Genomic DNA, 15,221 nt, shown 5'->3' with positions numbered 1-15,221 from the left:
CTAAGGATGCCAAGCGTGAAACCTTCAATGAAAATGGCGTAAAAACTACATCTGTCATGGCGTAAAAACTACATTGAAAGTAGCGTAAAATCAGCATTGAGAATGGCGTAATTTCGCATATCGCGTGATAGAGAGGGACGGCCGTCTATGGATGCACCAAAGAGATTGACCCAAAAGGGATATAGGCCCCGGCTCATAGAGGAGCGCCTCGACACCCTTATGCGGGCGTTTGGCTGTGTGGAGATCAACGGCCCCAAATGGTGCGGCAAGACCTGGACGGCGCTCTCTCGCTCGGCGAGCGTCTCCAGGCTCGATGAGCCTGCGCAGCGTGCGGCGGCAGAGGTCGACCCAAGCCTGGCGCTCATCGGCGATGCGCCACACCTGGTCGATGAATGGCAGGAGGTGCCCGAGGTTTGGGATGCCGCCCGGCGTTTCGTGGACGCGAGCGGCAACGAACGGGGGACACTTTTGCTCACGGGCTCGACCGCGCTCAAAAGCGAGGAGCGCAGCCATGTTCGTCATTCCGGCACGGGTAGGATCGCCCGTCTGTCAATGCGCCCCATGGCCCTGTGTGAGTCGGGCGACGGCGAGCCGCTCGTGTCACTGGCAAGCCTCTTTAAGGGCGAGGATTTTGCCCCTCAGCGTCGCGAGAGCACGGTGGATGACGTCGCCCGCTGGTGCTGCAGGGGCGGTTGGCCTGCAAATCTTGGGCTTTCGGAAGATCTTGCGCGAGAGACGGCAAGCCAGTACGTGCACTCGGTGCTCGACGTCAACGTGCTGGACGAGGGCATGTCGCCCGAGCTTGCACACGGCCTTTTGCGAGCTCTTGCCATGAACGAGAGCCAGGCTGTCACGTACAAGACGCTCGTAAAGGACGCCTCGTACGGTGAGGCGGGCCCCGACGAGAGGACCATCGCTGCGTACTTGGACCTCTTCAACAGGCTCAAGCTGACCGAGGACCTGTGCGGATGGGAGCCGCCCATGCGCTCGAAGGCCCGCGTTCGCGTGCGCCCCAAGCGCTACTTCTGTGACCCGTCACTTGCGGCGGCGTTGCTGGGGGCTACCCCTGAGCGGCTGCTTGGCGATATGCAAACGCTGGGGATGCTCTTTGAGAATCTCGTCCTGCGCGACGTGCGCGTGTTCCTTTCCACCTACGGCGGTGTCGACAACAGTGTCCATTATTTCCGAGATGAGAAGGGCCTTGAGGTCGATCTGATCGTTGAGCACGACGGGCGCTGGGGAGCCATCGAGGTCAAGCTGAGTGATGCGAAAGCAGACGATGGAGCGAGAAATCTCAAGGCGCTGGAGAGGAAAGTGCTCTCCAATCCTGCCGCCCAGAATGCCGCGCCGGCGTTTTTGGCGGTCGTGGTTGGAAAGGGGAGCATTGCCTACACACGCGACGACGGCGTGGCGGTGATCCCCATGGCGGCACTTGGGGCGTAGTGGTTTTGCGGACGTGCCGTGCTTCCTTTACCGAAAATCCATTTGGTAAACCAGATGCTCGCGGATAGAATAAAGTTGGCGGCAGCCCAAGTTCTGGAGAGCTGGGCAGCGCCGTTGCTTGGTCAAGAGGTCAGTGCCTTAATGGCAGCGACTTGTTATGCTTCGAATGCTGCTTGAGTGCCTCGGAAAGTTCGATAAGCGCCGTGAAGAGCGAGATCAAAGCAACCAAGAGCTCTACGAGCTCTGATGGGCCCGGGATGACCGCTGATTCAAGTCACCGGGCCTCAATCTTTTTCATCCATTTGAATAGAGTGGGCGGCGCTCTTGGGGTCGACTGCATGGCGTGTGCCTGGCGCGCGTGGCATTGCGCCCCGCTTTCATGTCCGCACGGGCGCCTATCCTTACGGCAATGTAGCCGCCTATGTAGCGAGCGGCAGGCAACGGAGAAAGGCCCTAACCGTGTCAGCTGAAAAGACGCCGTGTATCTCGGCTATCGATACGACGAACTTTGCGCGCCAGATTGTGCTGGACTTTGAGTTTGCGCCGGTGCCAAAGCAGCGCCAACGCCGTGGACTGCGCAACGAGATTATTGAGGTAGGCGCCGTCAAGCTCGATTACCACGGCAACGTTATGGGCGAGTTCTCGCAGTTTGTGCAGACGGAATTTACCGAAGGCGTTGCGTATCCCGTCCGCGAGCTCACGGGGATATCGGCCGTGGACACCGCGATGGCCGATCCGCTCTACATGGTGATTAAAAGGCTAAGCGATTGGATCGGTCGCTACTCCGCCCAGGTGGTTTGCTGGAGCGGGGCGGACCGGCGACAGCTTTTGACCGAGTGCCAGGCAAAGCACATCGACCTCTCCGCTTTTCCTACGGACTGGGCCGACCTGCAGGCGTTTTACACCTCGATCATGGACGTGGGCAGCCACGGGTGCGTCTCTTTGAGTGACGCGGCGACGTGGTTTGGCATCGAGTTCGACGAGTCGACGGGCCACGCCCATAGTGCCCTGGCCGATGCGCGCGTGACCGCCAAGCTGTTCAAGCAGATGATGGACGGGGAATACCGCGTGAGCCCGCGCGCCCAGGAAGTCCGCCAGCGGTGGGGGATGGGCGAGCGAGTCCAGACGCGCCTTTCCAGCAAGTGCCCCGAGCTGGGTGACCTGCTGCTGAAGCTGAAGGCGGCGGGAAGGTAGGGGCGTTAGCTGTCTGCATGGCGCGTGCCTGTCGCGTATCGTTACTCTTCCTGCTGCTTGGCAGGCAAGATGTAGACGTTCTCGGCGTCCACGGCGATCTGCGCGGGGCGGTTGTAGAGGGTGTCGATCTCCTTTACGCTCTGCTTGAACGGCGTGACGTCGGGCGTCTTTGCCTGATGGAGCTTTTCGAGGAGTTTCTCGGATTGCTTGTCGTTGAACTTTCCGATGCTCTCTCCTGCGCCTTCGAGCGCCTCGTCGATGAGTGTATGGTCGCCCACGGGGGTCTTTGCGATGGCGTGACCGAGCAATTTGCCCGCGGACGCGATACCGCCCAGCAGTGCCGCATCGACGGTGTCGACAGCCCCCGCTTCGAGTGCGTTGTAGCAGTCGGTGTAGAGCTCGCGGTACGCGATCGAATCAGCCTCGATCTTCGCAGTGGCGTCCGCGAGCTTTGCGGGCTCGAAGTTCTGGGCGAGCATGGGTTCGAGGAACAGCGAGAACGCGTGGATGTAGGTGGCGAGCTGGCAGTCTTTGAGGTAGTCGAGCACCTTGTCGAGGCGTCTGCCCAAGCCGTCTCGCACCTCGATGAACCCTTTCTTTTTCAGATCCGCCTGTGCCTGCGAGCGGAAGAGTTCCATGTCCTGCGCGGACGACTGCTTGATGTCGAGCACCTTCATATGGGCGTTTGCCATGTAGGTGGCGTTGCCGTAGTTGAGGCCGTAACCGTTGAGGATGTCTGCGAGCGTCTTGAGGTTGCCACGCATGTTGGCCTTGTCGCGCTGACGCATGTACTCGAACATTTCGTCGACGGACTCCTGGATGGAGTCGAGCTTTTGGTTTATCTGCGCGATTGCGGCTGCCATGAATAGCGATGTTGGATCGTAAGGCACCTGCGTGACGCTCGTGGCGATGTCGCCCTCGACTACGTGGAAGCGCGCCTGCCCAAGGCCCTTGGCGGCGTCGCGGTAGCCCCCTGTGAGACCGCTGCCGTCCTTGAACGTGTTGAGTTTCGACGGATCGAGCGGGCTACCATATTTGTCAGTCGCCTGGAGCAGCGTGGGCACACTCACCGTGTTGGTGACGGTGCGAAACATCGAGCGGAGCGAGGCGAACGCCACGCCGAGTTGGGGAATTCGCTCGAGCGGTAGCTTGATGGCGCCGGAGACGTCCACCCGCTTCTGAGTGAGCGCGAGGTGGATTTTGGTCGATGCGAGCTGTTTTGCCACGAGCTCCTCTCGGCCGTCGTTCGCCGAGGGTTTGGTCTCGTTGTCTGCCATAGCGCGCTCCTTGCTTACGTTGATAGTCGTGGGCATTATCTCATCGCCTGGTGGCTTGCTAGAGCGGGGTAGAGGCCGAGCGTCTGGCGAAACTCGTTAACTGATTGCATTTCAGCGGATTGGGTTGATTATAAGAGAAGGACGGCTATCCATCTGCCCTTCCCAGTTGAGTTCGCTTTGAGCTACTGTTCGTGCCTATGCTGCTTGGGCTCAAGCCTTCTCGCTGCCGTGAAGCAGGCCGTGGCCGCCATGGCCAATGCGATGCTGGCCATCCAAGTGGAGTCGCCGGTTGCAGCGAGCTTTGGTTCATCGGCTGTCGTGCGTCCCGACTTTTTTGTAGCCGCCTCGTCGGCGTCCTTTTCAGGAGTGGCAGGATCACTTTTGTTGTCGCCGGGTGAATCTACGTCGGTCTTTCCGCCCGCCTGCTCCCCTTGGGCCTTCCCCTCCACGGTGAAGGACGCATCGGTCGCCGTCCCGTCCTTCCAGACGGCCGTGACGGTGTGTCCGCCGCCGGCGAGCGTGTCCAGGTAGGACGGCCTGAGCTCGATAATCGTGCTGCCCCTGGTTGCGGTGTAGTTCTCGGCGGAGACCTCAGTTCCGTCCACGAGGAGACGCGTGAACTCATCGAGAGGACCGCTGAAGCGGAAGGTCAGACCGGCCTCGCCGTCCTTTGCATACGCCTGCCCGTCGCCCTTGGTGGCGGCATACAGCGGAGCGGTCACGTCGAAGGTGACGTCCCCCGCGTCGTCGACATCAAAGGTCTGAACGCCGGTCTTGCCGTTACGCTCGGCGTAGGCGGAGCTGTAGACGAAGGTCTCGTGGCCCGTCTTGTCGAGGACCGCGAGGGCTTGGATTTCAAACGAGCCCATCGAGAGCGACGTGGGGAACTCGATTTCGATATAGCCCCTTGCCGCATCGTAGCTGCAGCTCAACGTTTTGCGGGTCTTTAAAGAGTTCGGGTCCTCGACATAGCCGGGGTCGCCGAGGATCGGGGAGACAGACCTTACGCCGTCCGCGTCGCCTACATTGCAATAGATACGGAGGATCCCGCCGACGGGGACCCTCTTCGCGGAGATGGAAACGTTCGAGACCGTGGGCGGGTTCCGGTCGATCGCGCTGCCGGTCACCTCGAAGCACAGCTCGCTCGGGTCGCCAACCGAGAAAGTCGCGCCCGAAATGCCGTTGGCCCTGGCGTAGGAACTCTCGTACACATCGGTCTCGAACCCTAGGCCATCGGTGACCGAAAGGCCGATCAGCCTGTGCCTTCCGATCCTATTGCTGTCGAATGTGAGGTCAAACCCGTCGATAGACGAGCCTCCGTGATAATAGGCTGACGAAACAGAGCAGCCGTCGTCCGAATTCTCCCAGCCCTGCCGCAGTATGGGGGAAACGGAGCGAACGCCGTCGGCATCGGAGACGGTCCAAGAGATGTGGAAGTCGGCACCGGTTGCGACCTCCCTGCTCGAGAGCGACACGGAGGACACGGTCGGCGGGTTTTGGTCCTCGGGTCCCTCGGTCACCTCATACTCGAGGGGGTCGGTGGTGAAGGTCGGACAGTCGAGCCCCTTCTCCTCGGCATACGTCGTGTCGTAGACATCGGTAACCCATCCAAGACTATCGGTCACGCCGAGGCCGATGATCCGGTACCTGCAGGGCCGGTCGCTCGGGGAGGTGGAGATATCGAAGCCCGCGGTCGTGTTGCCGGTCGACGAGAAGGCGAGACGGGAACTGATTCCATGGTCTCCGGTATCGTTTTCGACAAGGACTTCGACTATGGGCGTGACGGACCGTACCCCGTCAGGGTCATCGACGCTATAGCCGACATGCAGCGTGGAGCCGGCCGTGACTGTCGTCGCGGATATCGTCACGTTGGAGATGCTGGGCGGGTTCGGGTCCGACGCGGCTAGGGCGGTTGAGGGCAAAGCAAGCGCTACGGTGGCGGACAGCGAGGCGAGCAGGCTAAGCGCGAAGCGCCTGGAGAATTTCAAGGAGGTCATTGGTGGTGCCGATCTTCCATAATTGTTGCAGCGATACCAGTATATCTTTGGCCCATGCTAGCCAGATGTTCTTTCCGCGAACGGCTCGTTAGTTTAGAGACGGCATATGGACGCCTGTCTCGTCCACGTTTCTCGTAAGGGCGATTATAAGGACATGAAGAGACTTTCTCGGAACAATCAATTGGGGATATCAAAGAAATGCTGGACGCCTCCTGATCGCTCAATGCCTTTGAGGTGAAATGCGGCGCATCGGCTACGTTGTTGAGATCATTTATCGAGCGATACGTCATTCCAGCTGAGGCCACCGTCATGAGGCTTCTGTTCCTACACCCCCCCGCAATCCCGCGCGCGGCACCCAACAGCGCGTACTCCCTCTCGCTCCACTGGCACAGCTCGGCAGTCTCGACGGCGTCGCGACACAGGTCCAGAAACACCTCAGCTCCCTCGCAGAAGCACTCGCGGGCAAAGTCACCCGAACCGCTTGCGACGCACGTGCCGTCGGCAAACAGCTTCCAGCTAGACAGCTCGCGCGAGTCGTCTCCAAGCAGCTTGATCTGCAGTACGTGCGGGTCGCCGGCGGTGTAGAGCTCTTTCTCGAGCGCCTGCACGGTAAAGCGCATCTGGTGGGGGAGACTGCTCTTGACCATGGCCGAGGCATAGCCGTTCGGCTTGTCCAGAAGATGCATTCGTTTTGGCTTGGCGGCTAGGTTGTGGAAGTTGCGCTCACTGCGCACAGAGAAATTGTCCATACGGACTCCTTTCATCGATGTTGGCAGGGCCACCGTGCCTCTTGGCCGGTTGGCGTCGGGATCGTGGAGCCAACTCTCTACCCCGACTCTGGATAAAACGCGCCCGCTGCTTGCGGGCACGATGGAGTCTATCAGCACGCGCGGACAAAGATCAACCCCGTGCGGCAATGAGCGCACGGGGTTGATCTGGTCTACGACCCTCAATTTTTGGCATTTGTTATTCGTCGTCTCCGTCGTTGGGGTCGCCCTTGAGGGTGTTGATGTCCAGGTACTGGTTATCGTCCTCTTTTTGCTGGGTCTCCGACTCCGCTTGGGTGGGGCCGCGGAACAGCTGGAATCCCTCAAACGCAATGACGCCGAGCAGGGCAATGATAATGGCGATAAAGGCAACCTTGACAGCCTGCGGAAATTCCGAGAAACGCAGCGCCTTTTCCTCGGCGTAATAATCGGCGAAGCGCTCTTCGCCCGTGCTTTTGGTATACGCCGGCGCGGACGCGGCCTCCGGGTCATATTCCGGTGCAGGCGTGGCAGCGTACGGATCGTTGGGATAATCGCTCGATGCGGTGCCATAATCCTCTGTCTCGATGCGACCGTTGCCAGCATAGTCATCGGAATAATCGGAATATGCCGCACCGCCCCCATAGTCCGCAGCGCTCGTGTTGGCGGCAAACAGCGGGTTAACTGGAACATCGAGCGCCGGCATGCCGGTAGAGGTCTCATCCAGATCGGCTGCAGCCCAGGAATCGTAGGCAACTTGATGGGCAACGGGCTCATCGAGCCTTGCGACCGGAGGCTTGCGTGCCGCAGGAACAGGCAACTGCTGGGCGCTGTACATAACAGTGCTGTCGGCCGATTTGCCCTGCGTCGCTGCAGCGAGAAATGCCGCCGTCTCGGACGGGTCGCTTGCGGGGCGGGGAACGGGCGTGGGCGCCGAAGTGGGTGCGGGCGTAGGCGCGGGCGCCGAAACAGGCGACTGCGCAGGAGTCGGCGCAGATGCGGGCTTAGGCGCAAGTGCGGGATTGGGGTTTGACGGGCGAGCCCCGCCGCCCATGAGTTCGTCGGCGGTCCACGGGCGATCATCCATCACGTCGTCAAGGCTCAGCGAAAACAGGTCGTCTTCACCCTCATCGAACATGCGGTGCACATGTCCACCAATTGCCGGAATCAATCCGCGACCGGTGCATGATGCCTTGCTCAACGCCATTCTGTCCCATCCTTTCGAAATACTAATGACATCGATTATATGGAACTTCCCAAGCGGCTCGGTCTTGGTTTCGTGCTTTCCAGAACTCGCGCCCAAAAGGGGAGGGGCAATCCAGGCGAGTGCCTACTTGTCGCCGGCCGCCGCCTTGGCCTCATTGAGGTAGCTATAGAAGCTGTACTTGGAGATGCCAAAGAACTCGCAGGCGCGCTCGCTCGACTTGGAAATGAGGAAGGCACCGCGACGGTCGAGGTAGCCAATGGCACGAATGCGCTCGTCTTTGGTCATGAGTGCCGCGGGCTTGCCCACAAACTGCTCGCACTCGTGCAGCAGGTCCTCGAGTAGGTCGCCGATGTTCTTGGTAATGGGCTCGGGCTCGGTATAGCCCGTGCCGCCGGTGCCGGTAAAGGCGTCGAGCGAACGCTCAAAAGCCTTCATAAGCGTAATGTCAAAGTTGATGCCCAAAATGCCGACGGGCTTGCCCTCGTCGTTGCGGATAAAGATGGTAGAGGACTTGAGCAGCTTGCCATCGGTGGTTTTGGTGAGGTATGGCTCGCGGTCGTGCACGTCGGTGGTGCCCTCGTGCATGGACTCAAACACAATATGGCTGGGGCCGTCACCCAGTTTGCGCCCGCTGACGTGGCCGTTTTCGATCACTACGATGGAGTGGTCCACGTCCTCGGTCTCCAGATCGTGGACGACGACTTCGCAGTTGGGGCCAAATTGGAGCGCCAGGCCGTGTGCTAGGCGCTTGTAAAACTCAATCTGTGCGGGGGTCATGGGTGCCTTCCTAAAAATTAGTTTGGGCACACTTTGCCATAAACCACACTTGACCGCAAACAAATCCATCAACAAGGCAATTCATGACCGTTCGGCGGCGAAAAAGTACCGATTACGGCAACAAACAATTCGTTAGGTATGCCAATCAAAAAGTGTGATAGAACATTACTAACAAACTTTTTGTTTGGCATCCACATAAAAGTTCAGCCGTGTGAATGGGATCGGGCTGAAACGCGTATGCGGGGGCCGGCAAGAGAGGACTTAAGGAGTTCACCGTATGGCCGATAAGATCCAGTGGGCGAGCAACACGATGCCCAAGAGCGATGACAAGCACTTGGGAATCATGAGTCTCGACCACGTGAAGAAGGCCCGTGCCTTCCACCAGTCGTTCCCCCAGTACACCGTCACTCCGCTTGCCCGTCTGGACGGTCAGGCTGCGCGCCTGGGCCTGTCCAACCTGTGCGTTAAGGACGAGAGCTATCGCTTTGGCCTCAACGCCTTTAAGGTCCTGGGCGGCTCGTTTGCCATGGCCAACTATATTGCCGATGAGACCGGCAAGGACGTTGCCGACTGCACCTTCGATTACCTGACCTCCGATCAGCTGGCCGAGGACTTTGGCCAGGCCACCTTCTTTACCGCCACCGACGGCAACCATGGCCGCGGCGTGGCATGGGCTGCCAACAAGCTGGGTCAGAAGGCCGTCGTTCACATGCCCAAGGGTTCCACTAAGCCCCGCTTCGATAACATCGCCGCCGAGGGCGCAACGGTGACCATCGAAGAGGTCAACTACGACGAGTGCGTGCGCATGGCCGCTGCCGAGGCCGACGCCTGCGAGCGCGGCGTCATCGTTCAGGACACCGCCTGGGAGGGCTACGAGAAGATCCCGTCCTGGATCATGGAGGGTTACGGCACCATGGCTTCCGAGGCTGCCGAGCAGCTGCGCGAGATGGCCATCAACCGCCCGACGCACGTGTTTGTCCAGGCTGGCGTGGGTTCGCTCGCCGGCGCCGTGGTGGGCTACTTCACCAACCTGTATCCCGATAACCCGCCCACCTTCGTCGTGGCTGAGTGCGCGCCTGCCGCCTGTCTGTACAAGGGCGCTGCCGCCGGCGACGGCGATCCGCGCATCGTGGACGGCGACATGCCCTCCATCATGGCCGGTCTGTGCTGCGGCGAGCCCAACATTCTGGGCTGGGATATCCTGCGCAACCACGTCACCGCCTTCGTGTCCTGCCCCGACTGGGTCACCGCTCGCGGCATGCGCACCCTGGGCGCTCCCGAGAAGGGCGACCCGCGCGTCATCTCCGGCGAGTCCGGCGCTGTGACCACCGGCCTGGTCGAGACCCTCATGCTCGATCCCGAGTACGCCGAGCTCAAGGAACTCATCGGCCTGGACAAGACGAGCTCCGTGCTCTGCTTCTCCACCGAGGGCGACACCGATCCCGACCAGTATCGCCGCATTGTTTGGGAAGGCGAATATCCCACTTGCTAATCGTTGGGGCGGAGTAAATAGGTATCGCTCCGCCACCTCACAGGTAGATTCCTTCGTTTGAAAGGTTATGAACAATGGCTAAAGAACTCGATTTCGACGCTATCAAGGCTGCTGCTGAGTCTCATCGTGCTGATATGACTCGTTTCCTGCGCGCTATGATTTCCCATCCCTCTGAGTCCTGCGAGGAGGGTGAGGTTGTCGCCTGCATCAAGGCCGAGATGGAGAGCCTTGGCTATGACGAGGTCAAGGTCGACGGTCTGGGCAACGTCATGGGCTTTATGGGCGAGGGCGACAAGATCATCGCCATCGACTCCCACATCGACACCGTCGGCATCGGCAACATCGAGAACTGGGATGCCGATCCCTATGAGGGCTACGAGACCGACGAGATCATCTACGGCCGCGGCGGCTCCGACCAGGAGGGCGGCATGGCTTCTGCTACCTACGCTGCCAAGATGATGAAGGACATGGGCCTCATCCCCGAGGGCTACAAGATCATGGTCGTCGGCACCGTCCAGGAAGAGGACTGCGACGGCATGTGCTGGCAGTACATCTACAACAAGGACGGCATTAAGCCCGAGTTCGTCATTTCCACCGAGCCCACCGACGGCGGCATCTACCGCGGTCACCGCGGCCGCATGGAGATCCGCGTCGACGTTCACGGTACCTCCTGCCACGGCTCCGCTCCCGACCGCGGCGACAACGCCATCTACAAGATGGCCGACATCATCGCCGACGTCCGCGCCCTCAACAACAACGGCTGCGACGAGTCGACCGACATCAAGGGCCTCGTCAAGATGCTCGACCCCAAGTACAACCCCGAGCACTTCGAGGATGCCCGCTTCCTGGGCCGCGGCACCTGCACCGTCAGCCAGATCTTCTACACCAGCCCCAGCCGCTGCGCCGTGGCCGATTCCTGCGCCATCTCCATCGACCGTCGCATGACCGCCGGCGAGACCTGGGAGTCCTGCCTGGACGAGATCCGCAACCTGCCGGCCGCCAAGAAGTACGGCGACGACGTGAAGGTCTCCATGTACATGTACGATCGTCCGTCCTGGACCGGCGAGGTCTACGAGACCGAGGCTTACTTCCCCACGTGGATCAACAAGGAGACCGCTCCGCACGTCAAGGCCCTCGTCGACGCCCACAAGGCCATGTTTGGTGACGAGCGCATCGGCTGCGAGCCCAGCATGGACAAGCGCACCGGTCGCCCGCTGTGCGACAAGTGGACCTTCTCCACGAACTGCGTCTCCATCCAGGGCCGCTACGGCATCCCCTGCGTGGGCTTTGGCCCGGGTGCCGAGTCTCAGGCTCACGCTCCCAACGAGGTCACCTACAAGGACGACCTGGTCACCGCTGCCGCCATGTATGTGGCTGCCCTGAACCTCTACGATCCGAGCCAGGCCGATGGCGACGCCACCGTGTTCCGCGCCGGTCTGACCAACAACAAGATCGACTAGTCCCATTCCTCGATTTTGTTGAGCCGGGGACAGTTTATGCCCCCGGCGCCTCCTGTTGACTTGGGGCCCGCGGTCGTTATCTCCCATGCTTCCTCAACGGTGGCGGGTCCTCGTCATGGTGCTCTGCATGTTCTAGCCACACGCGCATGCCGGAGCACATCTACTCACTGCGATCGTTTCATCTTTAGAAAGGACATTTCCATGGACGCTAAGTTTACCGAGCTCGTCGAGCAGCTGAACGGCCTCGATTTTAAGGGTATGTACGGCAGCGACTTCCTGCACACCTGGGACAAGACCACCGATGAGCTCAAGGCTCTCTACATCGTCGCCGACGCCCTGCGCGAGCTGCGTGAGAACAACGTTTCGTCCAAGATCTTCGACTCGGGCCTGGCCGTCTCCCTGTTCCGCGACAACTCCACCCGTACGCGTTTCTCTTTCTCTAAGGCCGCCAACCTGCTCGGCCTTGAGCTGCAGGACCTGGACGAGAAGAAGTCCCAGATCGCCCACGGCGAGACCGTCCGCGAGACCGCTACCATGATCTCCTTCATGGCCGACGTCATCGGCATCCGCGATGACATGTACATCGGCAAGGGCGATGCCTACATGGCCGAGGTCTCCGAGTCCGTGCAGCAGGCCTACGAGGATGGCGTTCTGGATCACCGTCCCACGCTCATCTCTCTGCAGTCCGATTCCGACCACCCCACGCAGTCCTCTGCCGACATGCTCTACCTCATCAACGAGTTTGGCGGCCTCGAGAACCTTAAGGGCAAGAAGGTTGCCGTCACCTGGGCCTATTCGCCCTCTTACGGCAAGCCGCTGTCCTGCCCGCAGTCGCTGATCAGCCTGCTGCCCCGCTTTGGCATGGACGTCACCCTGGCTCACCCCGAGGGCTACGACCTCATGCCCGAGGTCGTCGAGCGCGCCAAGAGCTATGCCGCCGAGTCCGGCACCACCTTTAAGCAGGTCAACACCATGGCCGAGGCCTTCGAGGGCGCCGACATCGTGATCCCCAAGAGCTGGGCTCCGTTTGCCGCCATGGAGAAGCGCACCAACCTGTACGCCGAGGGCGACGACGCCGGCATCGCAGCGCTCGAGAAGGAGCTGCTCGCCCAGAACGCCACCCATCAGGACTGGTGCTCCACGACCGAGCTCATGGAGAAGACCGCCAACGGCCAGGACACCATCTTTATGCACCCGCTGCCCGCCGACATCTCCGGTGTCTCCTGCGAGCACGGCGAGGTTAACGCCGACGTCTTCGACATGCACCGTGTGGGCATGTACAAGGAGGCCAGCTACAAGCCGTACGCCATCGCAGCCATGATGTTCCTGCAGAAGGTTGCCGATCCCGCCGCTACCCTCAAGGCCCTCGACGAGCGCAATACCGCCCGTTGGTTCCAGGCCTAAAGCCGGGTTGAGGTAAGCCATGTAAAGGGGGCGCTCTGCCAACCGGCGGGGTGCCCCTTTTTTGCATCGCGGGCGTGCGGGATAAGCGCTTTCGATGTGGATGCCCGCGGCGCGAGTTATGGGTACGATGGTTTCAGGGGAGGTATCACCATGAAACTTGGATGCGTCATTATGGCCTCGGGCGAGGGCAAGCGGTTTGGCTCCAACAAGATGCTTGCCGATATCTATGGCAAGCCGCTGATTGCCTGGACTATCGATTCGGTTCCCCGGGGCTTTGACGTCGTGGTTTCGACGCGTTGGCCCGAGGTCGCCCAGATTTGCGAGGACAAGCATTGCCCGTGTGTGCTGCACGATGGCGAGCTGCGCAGCGAAAGCGTCCGTGCGGGCCTTTCGTGGGGAGTCGAACGCAACTGGAAAGGTTGCCTCTATTTGCCGGGCGACCAGCCGCGCGTGAGTTCGGATTCTTTTGAGGCTATGGTTCGTACATTTGACGAGCGTGGCCGCAAGCATCCGGTGCGTCTTGCGTGCAACGGTGAGCCTTCGAGTCCGGTGCTCTTTCCGGCGGAATTGTTCGATGCGCTCATACGTCTCGAGGGCAAGGACGGCGGCGGTTCGATCCTCAAGGACCGTACCGATGTGGTGCTGGTCGAGGCGCGTGCCTACGAGCTGTGGGACGTCGATACCGCCAAGGGGCAGCAACGCATAACGGAGCATATCGCCGCCTGCTCGTATTTTGATCGCGTGGCCAACTGTATTAATCAATAAGGAGCAACATGATCATCATCAAAAACGGCGCGCTCGTGACGCCCCAGGGGCTTCGCCGCGCCGATCTTGCCATGGAGGGCGACAAGATTGTGCGGATTGCCGCGGCGATTGAGCCGGGTGAGGACGATACCGTCCAGGACGCCACGGACTGTTGGGTGTTCCCGGGCTTTATCGATGGGCACACGCACATGCAGTGCTGGACCGGCATGGACTGGACGGCCGATAGCTTTGAGACCGGCACGCGTGCGGCTGCCTGCGGCGGTACGACGACCATCGTGGACTACGCGACGGCTGATCGCGGCGTGACCATGCCCGATGCCTTGGCCGAGTGGCATCGCCGTGCCGACGGAACCTGCACGGCCAACTACGCCTTTCATATGGCACTCGCCGAGTGGAATGAACGCAACCGCGCCGATCTTTCGGCTATGCGCGAGGCGGGCGTATCGTCGTTTAAGACCTACTTTGCCTACGATCATTTGCGCCTGGACGATGCCGAGACGCTCGAGGTGCTCGAGGAGCTCAAGCGTATTGGCGGCATACTGTGCGTGCATTGCGAGAACGGTACGCTGGTGAATGAGCTGCAGAAGCGCGTGTACGAGCAGGGGATTCATGGGCCCGAGGGGCATGCGCTCAGCCGCCCGGACGTGTGTGAGGCCGAAGCCGTGAGCCGCCTGCTGTATCTGGCGCACCTGGCCGGCGACGCCCCAGTCAACGTGGTGCACCTTTCGACCAAGTTGGGGCTCGAGGCCATTCGTGCGGCCAAGGCGCGCGGGCAGAAGAATATCTATGTCGAGACCTGCCCTCAGTATCTGATGCTCGACGACACCTGCTATCTGGAGCAGGGCGAGGACGGCTTTGCGGGCGCCAAGTACGTGATGAGCCCGCCGCTGCGCCATGCCGGCGACCGTGCCGCGCTGCGCGAGGCGCTTGTGGCCGGCGAGATCGATACGATTGCGACCGATCATTGCAGCTTTAACCTGCACGGGCAAAAGGACCGCGGGCGCGACGATTTCCGCGCGATTCCCAACGGCGGGCCCGGCGTGGAGCATCGTCCCGTCGCGATTGCCACGAGCTTTGAGGGACAGCTGGGACCCGAGGATCTGTGCCGCTTGATGAGCGAGAACCCGGCGCGCGTGTTTGGCATGTACCCGCGCAAGGGCTGTCTTGCCGAGGGCGCCGATGCCGATGTGTGCGTGTGGGATCCCAAAGCGCGCTGGACAATCAGTGCCGCGACACAGCATCAAGCTGTGGACTACACGCCGCTCGAGGGTTTTGGGGCACATGGCCGCGCCAAGGTCGTGTTTGTGAACGGCGTGCTGGTGGCACGCGACGGCGAGCCCACCGGAGCCCAACCCGGCCGCTACGTCCCCCGCTAGCAGCAAAGATGCCGTGTCCCCTCCTCAGTTGCGGTGAAATACGGACTGTTTGCGGCCGTCGGGCGGCCAAACAGTCCGTATTT

The 15,221-nt window shown here is 60.9% G+C and carries 12 protein-coding genes and 1 riboswitch; of the genes, 7 read left to right on the top strand and 5 right to left on the bottom strand.

The annotated features are described in order from the left end of the window. Window positions 1-237 precede the first annotated feature (237 nt). Window positions 238-1,443 carry an ATP-binding protein gene (locus I4W07_RS00720; RefSeq protein WP_239057662.1) on the top strand — a complete coding sequence of 402 codons (1,206 nt, stop codon included), beginning with the start codon at window positions 238-240 and terminating at the stop codon, window positions 1,441-1,443. A gap of 459 nt (window positions 1,444-1,902) precedes the next feature. Further along, complete coding sequence (locus tag I4W07_RS00715; protein WP_196025279.1) at window positions 1,903-2,637, top strand: 3'-5' exonuclease; 735 nt, start codon at window positions 1,903-1,905, stop codon at window positions 2,635-2,637. Between the two features lie 41 nt (window positions 2,638-2,678). Here I4W07_RS00715 and I4W07_RS00710 read toward each other — a convergent pair whose 3' ends face one another. From I4W07_RS00710 to I4W07_RS00690, 5 genes are all read right to left on the bottom strand, one after another. After that, on the bottom strand, window positions 2,679-3,914 hold the full coding sequence (locus tag I4W07_RS00710; RefSeq protein ID WP_196025278.1) for a hypothetical protein: 1,236 nt from the start codon (window positions 3,912-3,914) through the stop codon (window positions 2,679-2,681). A 182-nt stretch (window positions 3,915-4,096) separates the two neighbouring features. Then, entirely contained in the window at window positions 4,097-5,911 is a 1,815-nt protein-coding gene (locus I4W07_RS00705; RefSeq protein ID WP_196025277.1) for a hypothetical protein, read from the bottom strand. Then, window positions 5,908-6,660: a hypothetical protein gene (locus I4W07_RS00700; RefSeq protein ID WP_196025276.1), complete on the bottom strand. Its 753-nt coding sequence runs from the start codon at window positions 6,658-6,660 to the stop codon at window positions 5,908-5,910. The genes I4W07_RS00705 and I4W07_RS00700 overlap by 4 nt, the downstream gene beginning before the upstream one ends. Before the next feature lie 8 nt (window positions 6,661-6,668). Next, window positions 6,669-6,759, bottom strand: a riboswitch (SAM riboswitch). Between the two features lie 118 nt (window positions 6,760-6,877). Further along, window positions 6,878-7,864, bottom strand: coding sequence for a hypothetical protein (locus I4W07_RS00695; RefSeq protein WP_196025275.1), 987 nt, complete (start codon window positions 7,862-7,864; stop codon window positions 6,878-6,880). A 123-nt stretch (window positions 7,865-7,987) separates the two neighbouring features. Beyond that, window positions 7,988-8,641 (bottom strand): helix-turn-helix transcriptional regulator, encoded by a 654-nt coding sequence (locus I4W07_RS00690; RefSeq protein ID WP_022094290.1) that lies wholly within the window; start codon window positions 8,639-8,641, stop codon window positions 7,988-7,990. 277 nt (window positions 8,642-8,918) lie between these two features. On the opposite strand from I4W07_RS00690, the gene dpaL reads away from it, so the two are divergent. The 5 genes from dpaL to hydA all read left to right on the top strand — a co-directional run bounded on the left by dpaL (window position 8,919) and on the right by hydA (window position 15,138). Continuing rightward, entirely contained in the window at window positions 8,919-10,133 is a 1,215-nt protein-coding gene (dpaL, locus tag I4W07_RS00685; RefSeq protein ID WP_196025274.1) for a diaminopropionate ammonia-lyase, read from the top strand. A 74-nt stretch (window positions 10,134-10,207) separates the two neighbouring features. Next, the gene (locus I4W07_RS00680; RefSeq protein ID WP_055252228.1) at window positions 10,208-11,593 is read left to right on the top strand and encodes a YgeY family selenium metabolism-linked hydrolase; all 1,386 of its coding nucleotides are present in this window, start codon (window positions 10,208-10,210) and stop codon (window positions 11,591-11,593) included. A gap of 201 nt (window positions 11,594-11,794) precedes the next feature. After that, complete coding sequence (gene ygeW, locus I4W07_RS00675) at window positions 11,795-12,997, top strand: knotted carbamoyltransferase YgeW (protein ID WP_195644111.1); 1,203 nt, start codon at window positions 11,795-11,797, stop codon at window positions 12,995-12,997. Between the two features lie 150 nt (window positions 12,998-13,147). After that, a complete protein-coding gene (locus I4W07_RS00670; RefSeq protein WP_196025273.1) occupies window positions 13,148-13,762 on the top strand; it encodes a nucleotidyltransferase family protein in 615 nt (204 codons plus the stop codon). A gap of 8 nt (window positions 13,763-13,770) precedes the next feature. Next, window positions 13,771-15,138, top strand: a complete 1,368-nt coding sequence (hydA, locus tag I4W07_RS00665; RefSeq protein ID WP_196025272.1) for a dihydropyrimidinase — start codon at window positions 13,771-13,773, stop codon at window positions 15,136-15,138. The last annotated feature ends 83 nt before the right edge of the window (window positions 15,139-15,221 follow it).

This window comes from Collinsella aerofaciens (assembly GCF_015670745.1).
GTDB classification, from domain to species: Bacteria; Actinomycetota; Coriobacteriia; order Coriobacteriales; family Coriobacteriaceae; genus Collinsella; species Collinsella aerofaciens_T.
Note: the sequence above shows the minus strand (reverse complement) of the source record. Positions and strands in the feature narration are given on the sequence as shown.

Bases quoted from the DNA above. Each gene is read 5' to 3' on its own strand.
- I4W07_RS00710 (WP_196025278.1), bottom strand. From the start codon at position 3,914: ATGGCAGACAACGAGACCAAACCCTCGGCGAACGACGGCCGAGAGGAG.
- I4W07_RS00705 (WP_196025277.1), bottom strand. From the start codon at position 5,911: ATGACCTCCTTGAAATTCTCCAGGCGCTTCGCGCTTAGCCTGCTCGCC.
- I4W07_RS00700 (WP_196025276.1), bottom strand. From the start codon at position 6,660: ATGGACAATTTCTCTGTGCGCAGTGAGCGCAACTTCCACAACCTAGCC.
- I4W07_RS00695 (WP_196025275.1), bottom strand. From the start codon at position 7,864: ATGGCGTTGAGCAAGGCATCATGCACCGGTCGCGGATTGATTCCGGCA.
- I4W07_RS00690 (WP_022094290.1), bottom strand. From the start codon at position 8,641: ATGACCCCCGCACAGATTGAGTTTTACAAGCGCCTAGCACACGGCCTG.
- dpaL (WP_196025274.1), top strand. From the start codon at position 8,919: ATGGCCGATAAGATCCAGTGGGCGAGCAACACGATGCCCAAGAGCGAT.
- I4W07_RS00680 (WP_055252228.1), top strand. From the start codon at position 10,208: ATGGCTAAAGAACTCGATTTCGACGCTATCAAGGCTGCTGCTGAGTCT.
- ygeW (WP_195644111.1), top strand. From the start codon at position 11,795: ATGGACGCTAAGTTTACCGAGCTCGTCGAGCAGCTGAACGGCCTCGAT.
- I4W07_RS00670 (WP_196025273.1), top strand. From the start codon at position 13,148: ATGAAACTTGGATGCGTCATTATGGCCTCGGGCGAGGGCAAGCGGTTT.
- hydA (WP_196025272.1), top strand. From the start codon at position 13,771: ATGATCATCATCAAAAACGGCGCGCTCGTGACGCCCCAGGGGCTTCGC.